The sequence below is a fragment of the Azorhizobium caulinodans ORS 571 genome (assembly GCF_000010525.1).
GTDB lineage: Bacteria > Pseudomonadota > Alphaproteobacteria > Rhizobiales > Xanthobacteraceae > Azorhizobium > Azorhizobium caulinodans.
The window spans coordinates 3,543,595-3,556,943 of sequence record NC_009937.1 but is presented as its reverse complement, the minus strand read 5'-3'; the positions used below and the strand labels follow the sequence as shown (position 1 = coordinate 3,556,943).

At 67.7% G+C, this 13,349-nt stretch carries 8 protein-coding genes; 5 read left to right on the top strand and 3 right to left on the bottom strand.

The genetic code is table 11. From position 1 onward, the window contains the following. Positions 1-133 precede the first annotated feature (133 nt). The gene (locus AZC_RS16015; protein WP_012171628.1) at positions 134-1,069 is read right to left on the bottom strand and encodes a bestrophin family protein; all 936 of its coding nucleotides are present in this window, start codon (positions 1,067-1,069) and stop codon (positions 134-136) included. A 518-nt stretch (positions 1,070-1,587) separates the two neighbouring features. Continuing rightward, positions 1,588-3,288, bottom strand: coding sequence for a methyl-accepting chemotaxis protein (locus AZC_RS16010; protein WP_052285959.1), 1,701 nt, complete (start codon positions 3,286-3,288; stop codon positions 1,588-1,590). A 248-nt stretch (positions 3,289-3,536) separates the two neighbouring features. Here AZC_RS16010 and AZC_RS25730 point away from each other — a divergent pair, with 248 nt between their 5' ends. After that, positions 3,537-3,707: a hypothetical protein gene (locus AZC_RS25730; protein WP_158304127.1), complete on the top strand. Its 171-nt coding sequence runs from the start codon at positions 3,537-3,539 to the stop codon at positions 3,705-3,707. 11 nt (positions 3,708-3,718) lie between these two features. Here AZC_RS25730 and ribB read toward each other — a convergent pair whose 3' ends face one another. Next, on the bottom strand, positions 3,719-5,026 hold the full coding sequence (ribB, locus tag AZC_RS16005; RefSeq protein ID WP_012171626.1) for a 3,4-dihydroxy-2-butanone-4-phosphate synthase: 1,308 nt from the start codon (positions 5,024-5,026) through the stop codon (positions 3,719-3,721). Positions 5,027-5,307: 281 nt separating this feature from the next. Here ribB and AZC_RS16000 point away from each other — a divergent pair, with 281 nt between their 5' ends. From AZC_RS16000 to AZC_RS15975, 4 genes are all read left to right on the top strand, one after another. Beyond that, entirely contained in the window at positions 5,308-5,961 is a 654-nt protein-coding gene (locus tag AZC_RS16000; protein ID WP_012171625.1) for a hydrolase, read from the top strand. A 26-nt stretch (positions 5,962-5,987) separates the two neighbouring features. After that, a complete protein-coding gene (locus AZC_RS15995; protein ID WP_012171624.1) occupies positions 5,988-6,245 on the top strand; it encodes a DUF1427 family protein in 258 nt (85 codons plus the stop codon). Positions 6,246-6,519: 274 nt separating this feature from the next. After that, positions 6,520-11,943, top strand: coding sequence for a trifunctional serine/threonine-protein kinase/ATP-binding protein/sensor histidine kinase (locus AZC_RS15980; RefSeq protein ID WP_158304126.1), 5,424 nt, complete (start codon positions 6,520-6,522; stop codon positions 11,941-11,943). Further along, entirely contained in the window at positions 11,940-13,310 is a 1,371-nt protein-coding gene (locus tag AZC_RS15975) for an MFS transporter (protein WP_012171621.1), read from the top strand. Before AZC_RS15980 ends, AZC_RS15975 begins: the two co-directional genes overlap by 4 nt. Positions 13,311-13,349: the final 39 nt, after the last annotated feature.

Sequence of the window (13,349 nt, the reverse complement as noted above, 5' to 3'; positions counted from 1 at the left end):
CAGCGGGCTTTCCACGAGCGGTCAGGATCGAATGGTGACACCGATCGGTGCGCGGCAAAAGAGCGCCGCGCGCGGGAGGTCGAAATGCTGGATGTGACGTTGCGGAATGTTCGGTGACCTCGGGCGGGTCCCCTCACATCAGCACGTAATTGACCGGCTCGGGGAAGGGCGGCAGGTCTGTCTCGCCCAGCGCCTCGCGCAGGTTGATGGCGATGGTCTCGGCGAGCGCCGCGATGGGCAGGTCGTTGGGCAGTTCGCCGAACGGCTCTTCGAGTTCGTCGCCCAGCATGTCGAGGCCGAAGAAGGTATAGGCCACCATGCCCGCCGCGATGGGCTCAAGCCAGCCGATGAGATCGGCAAAGCCGAAGGGCAGCAGGAAGCAGAAGGCATAGGCCGTGCGGTGGAGCAGCAGCGTGTAAGCGAACGGCACAGGGGTCGAGCGGATGCGCTCGCAGGAGCCGAGAACCGTCTCCATCTGGCCCACCGTGCCTTCGATGAGCGAGAATTCGATATCGCTCAGCAGGCCGCGCGTGCGGGCGCCCACCAGCAGGCTGGTGATCTGGCGCAGCAGATAATCGGGTGGGTTGCGGCTGGTGAGGAACCGCTCGCTCATGCTGGTGGCAAGGCCGCTCGGGACAGACGGCTGGCTTTTGGATGGCCGCAAATGCTGGACGAGGGCGTAGGTGAAGGCGATGACCAGCCGGACCATTTCGATGCGCAAATGTGCGCCCTCGCTGCCGCCGCGCTCTTCCAGCAGCAGCGTCTGGCGGCCGAAGTTCCGGCAGGCGATGACCAGCGTGCCCCACTGCCGGCGGGCCTCCCACCAGCGGTCGTAACAGGCGTTGTTGCGGAAGCCGAGAAAGATGGAGAGGGCGATGCCAATGAGCGCGAAGGGCGCGCTGCTCACGACCGGCACCCAGTCCGGGGCGTGGCGATGGCCATAGACCACCACGGACGACAGCGTCATCACCAGCAACATCTGCGGCAGAATGCGCGGCAGGATCGAGCCACTCCCGCGCCGCACAATAAAGAAGATGGAAAAGAGGTTGGGTTTCTCTCGAACGATCATGGCGGAACCGGGCGGCAGACGCAGGGCCGGCCGCAGGCGGCGGGACAGCGCGTCGGGTTCAGGAAGTCCTTCGGGTATAAGCCGGAAGGCGCCCGGAACAAGGCAAAGCTCACGTCCGCTTGCGAACTGGCCCGATGGCAGAAGGGTCGGATCGGGTGTTCCGGCAAGTCATCCCGCAGTGCAGTATTTCCCGACGGTCGGCAGGGCGTCCGACGGCAAGATGTCGCGTTCAATTTTGCAACGCAACATGGTGGCGCAGCGGTTAATTCCGAATAGTGGGAGCGTATGTTTTGTGCTTCGGGACACAGAGGTGCCGCGCGGGCTCTCGCGCGAACCGTATCAACCGATGCGGCGTCTTTGGTTCGGGGTGGGACACACGGAAGAAGCGCGATGCGCCCATCGTCGCTCTCACGCTCTGAGAGCTTCTGCGTCAATTCGCCTCGTGCCGTATGGGAATGAAGCGCAATCGGACGGCTGGGTAGGGCGGCCCCGGCCCGCTCGCGGGCCGGGGCCGAGGATCACGCGGCGGCGTTGAGGTCCTCGACGAAGCGTTCGACCACCTGCTTCAGATCGGACGCCTGCCCCGAGAGACCCTCCGAGAGCGCCAGCAGTTCGGTGGACGCAGAGCCCGTGAGTTCGGCTGCCTGGCCGACGCCGGTGATGTTCTGCGTCACCTGCTGCGTGCCGTTGGCCGCCCGCTGGCAGTTCTGGGCGATCTCGCCGGTGGCAGCGCCCTGTTCCTCGACCGCGCCGGCGATGGAGGAGGAGATCTGCTTCATGTTGGCGATCACCCGCATGATCTCCGCCATGGAGGTCACGGTGCCTTGGGTGGACTGCTGGATTTCCGAGATCTTGGCGGAAATCTCGTCCGTCGCACGGGCGGTCTGGGAGGCGAGCTGCTTCACCTCGGAGGCGACCACCGCGAAGCCCTTGCCGGCCTCGCCGGCGCGGGCGGATTCGATGGTGGCATTGAGCGCCAGCAGGTTCGTCTGGTCGGCGATGCCCTTGATGAGCGAGATCACATCGCCGATGGCGGTGGCGGCGGTCGCCAGTTCCGAGATGCGGGCGTTGGAGGTCTCCGCTTCGGTGTAGGCGACATCCGCCACCTTGGCCGAGTGGCTGACCTGACCGGTGATCTCCCGCACCGAGGCCGCGAGTTCCTCCGAGGAGGCGGCGACCGTCTGCACATTGACGGCGGCCTCTTCGGCGGCTTCCGCGACCGCCTGGGCCTGGCGGGAGGTCTGCTCGGCGGTGGCGGAGAGATTGCGGGCGGAGCCGGCCACCTGATCGGAGGAGGCGGCAAAGGCGGAGGAGAGTTCGGTCATGCGGGCCACGAAATTCTCCGCCAGTGTGTTGCGGCGATTGAGAATTTCGCGCTCGCGGGCTTCGCGTTCGGCCTGCGCCCGCCGCAGCGCTTCGGCTTCGGAGAGCTGGCCACGCAGCACTTCGAGCGAGCCGGCCATCGCGCCGATCTCATCTTTCCGCTCGGTGCCGGCCACGGCCTGATCGAGCTTGCCCTGGCCGAGCCCCTTCGTGACATTCATCATGACGCGGATGGGCGCGACGATGCCGCGGCGCACCAGCAGGACCGCCAGCGCCAGCACCACCAGCGTGGCGAGGGCGATGGTGACGAGGGTGACCGTAGCCGTATGGATTGAGGTGAGCGTGGCGTCATCCGACAACGTGTCCACGGCCTTGCCCATGGTGGCGTTGAGTGTGGTCACCGTTTCGCCGAGGGCGCGCAGCGCCGGCCGGCAGGAGGCCGACATGGCCTTGCCGGCCCGCAGGTTGGCATCTTCGTCACCCACGATCTTGGACAGAGCGATCGCCTCTGCGCAGGCGCCGTTCAGGATGGCGGCATAGTCGGTGCCGATGGCGCGGACGCGGTCGGTATAGTCGGGAGCGGCCTTGCCCGTAGCGGCGCTGATGCGCTCCTGAAACTGGCGTGAACTGGTGCTCAGCAGGGTCTGGGCCCGCTGTCCTTCCTCGGCGGTGGTGGCGGCGATGCCCTGATACACGCCGGCCATCGTCTCGGTGATCATCCGGTTGGCGCGCGAGAGTTCGAGCACGGCCCGCTGGGGTCCGTCGATCAGGTCGCTATAGAGCTGGTCCGTCGCCATGAGGCGGGACGAGGCATAGTATCCGCCTGCGAGGCTGACGAGTCCCAGCGCCAGCAACAGGCTGACAACTTTCCAGGTCATCGAGAGATTGTTGTACATATCGGTTTCCCCGAGAAAATCGCGTCGCGAGTTATGGTGATCGGTATGATGATAACCGTGAAGCTTGGCGGTAGGTTCCGCGTGGAACCCGTTTGAAAAGCTCCGTATGGGAGCGAAAAACATCCATTCCGGATGAAATCTGGCCCAGTTCCGCCATGGCCCAGATCTCTGTCGAGAAGGGATTGGGGCGGGATGATAAAAATGTGCGGATAATCAAATAATGGTCGGGGCTGGTGTGAAGCTGTTTTTTGGACATCGATCCGAAATTGGAAATAGTCCTGATCTGGTTTGTTTTTTATCAAATGCAACTGGCGGTGGGCGGGTTGTATTTACTTGAGCTTGGCCTTGGGGTACGCGCTCGGCGCCAAAAGAAAACGCCGGATGCGGGGCATCCGGCGTTGCGATTCCAGTGGTTCTGAAGAAGGCTGGATCAGCCCTCGAGAGGCTCGGTTTCCTTGATCTCGATGCCGAAGCCCGATAGGCCCACATAGGTGCGGGTCTTGGAAGCGAGCAGGCGGATGGAGGTGACGCCGAGATCGCGCAGGATCTGTGCGCCGAGGCCGACTTCCCGCCAGTGCTGGTCTCGCTCCATCTCGCTCGAGGTCTTCTCCGAGCCCATCGCGGTGGGTGGCACGCCGACCGTGCCGTCGCGCAGATAGACCAGAATGCCTCGGCCTTCCTGCCGGATGCGCTCCAGCGCCTTTTGCAGGCCCTTGGCGCCGGTGAAGGCATCGGCCACCGGATCAGCGCGATGCAGACGCACCAGCACGTTCTCGCCGTCGCCGATGCGGCCATGAACGAGCGCCAGATGGTTCACCTGATCGAACGGGGTGATGTAGGAATAGCCCTGCATCTCGCCGGCCAGCGTCGGCACCGGGAATTCGGCAGTACGCGTCACCAGCTTCTCGCGAGCCTGGCGATAGGCGATGAGGTCGGCCACGGAGATGCGCAGCAGCCCGTGCTCGTCGGCGAAGGCATTGACCTGCGGCCCGCGCTTCACGGTGCCGTCGTCATTCACCAGTTCGGCGATCACGCCCACCGGCGGAACGCCGGCGAGGCGGCACAGGTCCACCGCCGCCTCGGTGTGACCGGAGCGCATGAGCACGCCGCCTTCCTTCGCGATGAGCGGGAAGATGTGGCCCGGCCGAACGAAATCGGCCGCGCCCATGTTGGGATTGGCGAGCGCGCGCACGGTGTTGGTGCGCTCCTCGGCCGAGATGCCCGTGGTGGTGCCGTGCTTCACGTCGATGGAGACGGTGAAGGCGGTGCCGAGCGGTGCATCGTTGTTGGACACCATCGGGTCGAGGCGCAGACGCTTGGCCTCGGAGGGCGGCAGCGGCGTGCAGACGATGCCGGAGGTGTGGCGGATGAGGAAGGCCAGCTTCTGCGGGGTCGCGAGCGAGGCGGCGAGGATGAGGTCGCCTTCGTTCTCGCGGTCGTCATCGTCGGTCACGACGACGATGTCGCCGCGGGCGATGGCTTCGATGGCGAGCTGGACGCGGGACTGCACGGTATCGATCACGGGTAAACCTCGGATGCGCGGGGCCGGCAGCCCCAGGAAGTCATTGGGCGTCACCTGATGGCCGGTGGCCTCGGCGATGCGCTGGGCACTCTCGCGGGAGAGCCAGGCGCCGTCGTCGTTGCACAAGGCGGTGACGCTGGCGGGCGACAGGCCCACCTGCTTGGCAAATGCGCTGCGCGTCACGCCAGCGGTCTGGAGCCATTCGGCGAGCTTCATGGGGGATGTTTAGCAGACCCGAATTTCGGCCGCAATGAAAGCGTTGGAAATTTCAGTGATACTAAAATGCACGAATTTTCCCTGCATTTATAGCGCCTTTCGCGCCGCCTCCTTGCGCTTGGCCCCAGAACTTTGGCGAGGGACTGGGCGCTCACATTGTCTTGAACTTGGCCATGCGTGCCATGGGCATCCCGTTCAAAAGGCCAGCAGACCCGACAAGACCGGATGGACGGGCAGGGGCAGTTTGGCGCCGCATTTCCAATCTTGCGGCAGGACCCATCATGACCCCCCAGGCCACTCCCACGCCCTCTCCGCTGCTCATCACCCCCACCGATCATGCGCTGATCATGATCGACTTCCAGTCGCAGATGTCGTTTGCGACGAAGTCCATCGACGCTGTGCTCCTGCGCAACAATGCGGCGCTCGTCGCCCGCGCCGCCGCCAGCTTCGGCGTGCCCTCCATCCTCACCACGGTGGCCGAGCGCAGCTTCTCCGGCCCCATGTATGAAGAGATCACCAGCGCCTTCCCGGGGCAGGCCCTGATCGACCGCACCTCCATGAACACCTGGGAAGACGCCAACGTCATCAAGGTGGTCAACCAGATCGGCAAGCCGCGCCTTGTCATGTGCGGCCTGTGGACCTCGGTCTGCATCGTCGGCCCGTCCCTGTCGGCCATCGCCCAGGGCTTCGAGGTCTATGTGATCGCCGATGCCTGCGGCGACGTCACCGACGAGGCCCACGAGCGCGCCATGGAGCGCATGGTGCAGGCCGGCGTGCGCCCCATGACCTCGCTGCAGTATCTGCTCGAACTCCAGCGCGACTGGGCTCGCACCGAGACTTACGAGTCCACCACCGGCATCGCCAAGCAGTTTGGCGGCTCCTATGGCCTCGGCATCATCTACGCCAAGACCATGTTCGGCGCCCACGAGGGCTGACGCGGCCACGGCGCGGAGGGAGCGCGATGAAGATCTATGTTGTGTCTCTCGCCGCGGGCCTGCTGGTCGGCGTCATCTACGGCCTGCTGAACGTGCGTTCGCCGGCGCCGCCCGTGGTGGCGCTGGTGGGTCTGCTCGGCATCCTTCTGGGCGAGCAGGTGCCGCCGCTCGCCCAGGCCGCCTGGCGGCGCCTGCCTGCCAGCGCCTGGATGGATCAGGTGCGCCCGCACGTCTTCGGCCATCTGCCGAGGGGCGAGCGGAGCAAGCCCGAAGAACCGAGCTGACGGAATGCCCTGCCGCCCGTCCATCACGATGCGGCAGGACTTCGTCCCCTGAATGCCTTCATCACCTCCCGATGAAGGTTGCGGCCGCGCCAATCCGCCCTGCGGCGCGGCCGCATCTTTTTCAAGGGGTTCCGCCGCCTTCCTCTGGATGGGCGGGAGCGGGACAAACCTGCTAGATGAAGAGCTGGCTGGGGCCTTGTGCCTGAGCCCGGCAGCGGAATGGCCCGCGCGCTGAACCCCAATGCCGCCCTTCCGGCGGCCGGATCGACGGCCCGTGCTCGATACGCAAAGTTTCTCCCTCCTCGAGGCTGGAGAGACCCCACTCTACGGCGCGATGCTGGAGAGGGGACGGCCGGTGCTTGTGAAGGTCTGGGACGGCGACGATGCCCGTGGCGCGCAGGTTCTGGAGCAGGAATTCGCCTTCCGGCGGCATTTGTCCAGCGACTGGGCGCTCATTCCCGAAGGTCTGAGCCGGAAGGACGGGCGCCTCGCGCTGGTGCTCGGCGATCCCGGCGCGGTGCCGTTCCGGCAGGCGGCGAATGCCTGCCCCGTCCTGCTTCCGCGCCTCGCGCTGGCGGCGGAACTTGCGGCAGCGGTGCGGGCCATGCATGCGGCGGGCGTTGTCCATGGGGACATCCGGCCGGCGCATATCCTGGCGCGGGCGGATGGTGGCCGCGTCTGGCTGACGGGTTTTGCCCATGCCACGGCACGCGGGCAGGTGCCCGAGGGCGGGCTGACCGATCCCAGCGCGGATGCCTTGCCTTACATGTCGCCGGAACACACGGGCCGCACCGGACGGATCGTGGACGAGCGGTCCGATCTGTACAGTCTCGGCGTCGTGCTCTACGAGCTTCTGGCGGGTGTGCTGCCGTTTCATGCCCAGCGCCGGATGGAGTGGATCCATGCCCACGTGGCCCGGGTGCCGGCCCCGCCGCGCGAGCGGGCCGATCTGCCCGAGGCGGTCTCCGCCATCGTGGTCAAGCTGCTGGCCAAGGAGCCTGCGTCCAGATACCAGAGCGCCGCCACGCTGGAGCAGGATCTGCGGCGGTGCGTGGCGACGCTGCGGCAGAAGGGCACCATTCCGGATTTCGTGCCCGGCGAGAGCGAGGTGCTGCTGGGCAACCCCACGCCCCAGCGCTTTCTCGGCCGCACGTCCGAACTCGCCCATCTGACGACCGCCGCCGCCCGCGTTGCGGCCGACGGCCGGGCCGAGGGTGTCCTCGTTCAGGCGGAGGCCGGGGCGGGAAAAAGTGCGCTCGCCGCCGCCTTCCAGCGCCGGGTGGAGCCGCACATGGCCTGGTTCGCCACCGCCAAGTGCGAGCCGCGCGATCAGCCCTATGCGGCGCTCGGAGCCGCCTTGCGCTCGCTGGTGATCCGCGCGTTGGCGGCGGCGCCGGAGGCGCTGGAAGCGCTCGCCGCCGGCTGGGCTCATGCCTTCGGCGACGACGTCGCTTTCCTGCTCGATCTCGTGCCCGAACTCGCGCCGCTGGTGGCCGTCCCGTCTCGTCCGGCGTCGCTGCCACTCATGGAGACGCGGGCGCGCGTCCATCGCCTGCTGGCGGGTGTTCTTGCCGGCTTCGCGCGGCAGCGCCACTTCCTCGTCCTGGTCATCGATGACGTGCAGTGGGCGGACGTCGCCACGCTGGATTTCATCGGCGAACTGCTCGGCGCGGAGACGCCGGCCCCCATTCTCTTCCTCGGGCTCGCGCGCCCCTCGCAGGAGATGGCACTCCTGCGCCTTGCCAGCCACCGCCGGATCGAGACCATGGATCTGGTGCCGCTCTCGGTGGCGGAGACGCGGGATCTCGTCGCCGGCCTGCTGCGTGCTCCGACGAGCGCGGTCGGCGGACTGGCGGAACTCGTCTGGACGAAGACCGGTGGCAATCCCTTCTTCGTCTGCCAGTTCCTCTCCGTCCTCGCTCACCGCGGCGGCCTGAGCTTCGATCCGGCCAGCGGGCGCTGGGTCTGGGATGCGGCGGTGATCGCCGCCGCGGGCATCGCTGACAACGTGGCGACGCTCATCGCCGGCAAGATTCTGCGGCTTGAGCCGGATCTCCAGAAGCTGCTGATGTTCCTCGCGAGCCTCGGCTCGCAGTTCGATGCCGAACTGCTGGCCACGGTCGAGCCGGTTCATGGCGGCGCGCTGGAGCCGGCGCTCGGCAAGGCGGTGGAGGCGGGATATGTCATCGCGACGCCCACCGGCCATCGCTTCGCCCATGACAAGATTCGCGATGCCGCCTATCAGCTGATCGATCCGTCCAGCCGCGCGACGTGGCATCTCGGCCTTGCCCGGGTGCTGGCCGGGGCGGTGCGCGAAGGGGCCGCGGCGCGGCTGTTCGATGCCGTTGACCAGTATGGTCTGTGCCTTCGGCTTCTGGAGGATGCCAACGAGCGTCTCGCGGTGGCGGAGCTTTACCTCGATGCTGCCCGCCGCGCCCGCCGCTCCGGCAGCTACGAGGCGGCCCTTGGCCTCGTACGCACCGCAACCGCCCTGCTGCCGCAGGACCGCTGGAACACCTGCTATCGCACCAGCTTCGAGCTGGCCGTTCTCGGCGCGGAGTGTGCCGCCATGCATGGCGAGCACGCTTATGCGGAGGCTCAACTGGCGGCCGCAGGTGTCCATGCCGAGGAATTGGTGGATGCCGCGCTCGCGACGCGCCTGCAGGTGTCCCTCCTCACTGCACTCGACCGGTCGGACGAGGCGGTGCGCACCGGGCTCGGCTTCCTCTCCCGCCTCGGCCCCGCCTGGAGTTTTGCTCCCGGCGACACGGTGGAAGAGGAGTATCGCAGCCTCGTGTCGCGGCTGGGCACGCAGCCGGTCGGCGTGCTCATCGACGCCCCCGCCCTCACGGACCCGCTACGACTGGCGGCCATGGAGGTGCTGGTGGAGGTGACATCGCCCGCCTCCTTCATCGACCGCCGGCTGCACGATCTCGTGCCGTTGCGCATGGTCAATCTCGTGCTGGAGCACGGCCTGTGTGACGCCGCCGCCTTTGCCTTCGAGCATGCGGCCATGGTGATCGGTCCGGCCTTCGGTGATTATGCGCTGGCGCATGCGCTCGGCCAGCTCGGTCTTGATCTCGTCAACCGGCGGGGCTTCGAGCGTTTCCGCGCCAAGGTGGAGATGTGCTTCGGCAGCCTCGTCTCGCCCTGGACGCGGCCGCTGGCGGAGCGGCGCGATCTCATCCGCAAGTCGTTCGACAGCGCGCTCGCCGCCGGCGATGCGAACTTCGCCGCCTACTCCTGCAACAACCTCGTCACCAACATGCTGAGCGCCGGCGAGCCTCTCGTCGCCGTGGAGGCCGAGATCGAGCGCGGCCTTGCCTATGCGGCCGGTGTCCGGCTGGTGCGGGTGGAGCTCATCCTCAAGGCGCAGGCGCGCATGGTGCAGCAGATCCGCCGCGGCATCGCGGCAGATCCACAGGAGGAGGCGGCCACCGAGGCGCTTCTGGAGGCCGATCCGCGCCTCGCGGTGGCGGCCTTCTGCTACTGGACGCGCAAGCTTCAGTGCTGCGTGCTGTCGGGCCGCTTTGCCGAGGCCGCGCAGGCCCGGGAGAAGGCCGAGCACTACGCCTGGACCTGTCCCTACTTCCTTGAAACGGCCGTTCTGGCCCTGTTCGGAGGGCTTGCTCTCTCCCTGCCGCGTGCGGCCGGCGAAGAGGGGCCGTGGCGCGATGCTTTCCGGCGCCATGCCGCCCAGATGGCACATTGGGCGGCGCACAGTCCGTCCAATTTCGAGGGCGGCGCCCGGCTGCTCGCGGCCGAGGCGGCGCGCCTCGATGGCCGCGACGTGGAGGCCATGACGCTCTATGAGCGGGCCGTGCAGGGCGCGCGCACCCTCGGGCTGTCCCACCACGAGGCGCTGGCGAGCGAGTGCGCCGCGCGCTTCCACGCCAGCCGGGGCCACGGGCTCATCGCCTCCGCCTTCCGTCGCTATGCGGCTTCCGCCTATGAGGTGTGGGGGGCGCATGCCAAGGCCGCCGAACTGGGCAGCGGCTCGGGCGGCATCGTCCAGTCCGACCCCGCGGTCCCCCGGCTGGAGGCGGATCTCGACATCTCCCTCATGCTCGACGGCTCCCGCGCCCTCTCCGCCGAGATCGTGCTGCCCCAGCTGATCGAGCGCCTGCTCACTCTTGCCATGCAGCATGCGGGCGCTGACCGGGGCCTGCTGACCCTGGTGCGGGATGGCCGACCTTATGCGGCGGCGAGCGCGGTCAGCGAGGCGGGCGGCCTGCATGTCTGGATGAGCGAGGTCGGCCTCTACCAGTGCCCGTTCCCGGTCTCCCTCGTGAATGTGGTGCTGCGCACCCGGACCACATTGATGCTGGCGGATGTCCGCGAGACGCCGGAGTTCGGTGACGATCCCTTCTTCGCCCATGCCCCGCGCGCAGTGCTGGCGCTGCCCCTGAAGAAGGGGGGAGAGGTGGTCGGCGTGCTCTATCTGGAGAACGCCCACCTGCCGGACGCATTCAGCGCCAGCCGCCAGGCCCTTCTGGAGGTTCTCGGCTCGCAGGCGGCCATCTCGCTGGAGAATGCCCGGCTCTATGCGGAGCTCCAGACCGACATCGCCCGCCGCAAGACCATCGAGCAGGAACTGCGCCGCAGCCGCGCGGTGCTGGCGGCGGCGCAGTCCATGATGCAGATCGGCAGCTGGTACTGGGAAGCGGCCAATCGCACCATCCTGTGGTCCGACGAACTGTTCCGCATCCTCGGGCTCGACCCGCTCGAACACAAACCGAGCTTCCAGCTCTTCTGGTCCCGCGTGCATCCCGAGGACAAGGCGCGGCTCAAGGCGGCGATCCACGCGGTGCGGGCCAGCGTCCAGAGCGCCTCCGTCGAGTTCCGCATTGTCCTGCCCGGCGTGGAGGTGCGCCACATCGAATGCATCATCCCCGCCATGCTGAGCGCCGCCGAGAGCCGGGGCGACTTCGTGGGCACGGTGATGGACGTGACCGAAAAGCATCGCGCCGACGAGCGCCTGAGGGCGGCTCAGGCGGAGCTGGAGCGGGTGGCGGGGCTGACCACCATGGGCGAACTGGTGGCCTCCGTCGCCCACGAGATCAGCCAGCCGCTGGCCGCTATCGTTGCCAATGCCAGCGCTGGCATCCAGTGGCTGAAGCGCTCGCCGCCCCGCGCCGATCAGGCCGAGCAGGTGCTGGCCCGCATCGCCGCGCAGGGGACCAAGGCGGGGGACGTGATCCGGGGCCTGCGCTCCATCTCGGCCAAGTCCGATGCCCACATGGCGCCCTTCGATGTGCCGGATGCGGTAGACGAGGCCATCGCGTTGCTTGCCGACCGCCTGCGCAAGGCGCAGGTCCTGGTGCGGCGGACGCTCTCGCCCTCCGAGCGCATCGCGCATGGCGACCGCGCGCTCTTTCAGCAGGTGGTCATCAATCTCGCGGGTAATGCCATCGAGGCCATGCGCGGGTCGAGCGGGGCCCGCACGCTGAGCATCACCACCCGCAGCCAGGCCGATGCCTTCATGGAGATCGAGGTGGCCGATACCGGCGAGGGCATTCCGCCCGAGCAGGTGGCGCGCATCTTCGATCCCTTCTTCAGCACAAAGCCGGACGGCATGGGCATGGGGCTTGCCATCTGCCGTTCCGTCGTGGAAGCCCATGGCGGTACGCTGGGCGTGGACACCGGTCCGACCGGCACACGCTTCTTCTTCTCGTTTCCCCGGGGCGACCACCCATGACACGCCGTTCCGCCGCCGATCCGACTGCCGCGGAACTGGTGGCCCGCTACGACGGTCAGGCGATGGGTCCGCGCTACTGGACCACGTTTGCGGTGCTGGCCGGGGTCGCGACGCTCGATTTCGCCGATTTCTTCCTCATCGGCTTCATCCTCGCAGTCATCGGGCCGGAATGGGGCCTGAGCTACGGCCAGTCGGCCATGATCCTCTATGGCGGCGGCGTCGGTTCCATCCTCGCCGCGCTGCTGTGGGGCAGCGTCTCCGATGCGCGCGGCAGGAAGCGCCAGATCATATCGGGCACGATCATCTGCGGCCTGTCCGCCGGCCTGATCGCCTTCGTGCCGCAGGGCTGGTGGGAGCTGATCGTCGCCTTGCGCATCCTGGTCGGCTTCGGGCTCGCGGCTTCCGCGACGCCGGTGCTCACGCTGGTGGTGGAGGTCACCCCCACGCGGCACCGCACGCGGGTCGGCAGCCTGTTCATGGTCTTCTCCAGCCTCGGCATTCTGGTGGCAGCGCTGTCGAGCGGGCTGCTGATCGAGACGCTGGGCTGGCGGGGGGTGGCACTGCTCGGCTTCATGCCGCTTGTCCCCGCGCTCCTCACCGCGCTGTTCGTGCCCGAATCCCTGCGCTGGCTGGTGGCCGTGGGGCGCATCTCGCAGGCCATGGCTCTGGTGGGCGAGCCGGGGCAGGCGGGCGCGGCCGCGCCGCAGGTTGAGAAGGGGCGGGGGCTGATCCGGTCGCTCGGCGATCTTTATGAACGCCCGCGCATCTTCTGGCAGGTGGTGATCGTGAACGCCGCGGCCTTGACCGTGGTGTTCGGCTATTATCTGTGGGGTCCCACCATCATGTCCGCCGAACTCGGCCGGTCGGTGGGCGGCACCGCGCTTTATTTCGTCATCATTTCCGGCTGCGGCATCCTCGGGCGCCTGTCCACGGCGGTGGTGGTGCCCTTCACCGGCCGCCGGCCGCTGGGCATCGTCCTCGCGCTCCTCGCCGCCGTGGCGCTCGCCTGCGTCTCCCTTTCGGGCGGCCGCACCGTGGCGGGCGTGCCCATGGCGCTCATCTCGCTCTCCTGCGCTGCCTTTTTCTGCGAGGGCGGCCTCGCCAACAGTGCGCCCTACGCCATCGAGCAATATGGGGCGCGGTTGGGCGCGCGGGCGGCGGGGCTCGCGCAGGCGGCGTCGGGCGTCGGCCGCATCATCGGGCCGCTGGCTCTGGCGCTGATCGCCGGCAGCTCGAACGTGGTGTCGCCGGCCTTCTCCGCGGCGGCGGCGGCACCGGCCTTCCTGTTCTTTGCCGGCTGCATGGTGCTGGTCTCGGGCGCCTTCGTCTTCCTCGCCGTCGAGACGAACGGGCGGCCCATCGACTGACCCGGAAGAGGGATAGGCGTCACTGCGCGGCATCACAGC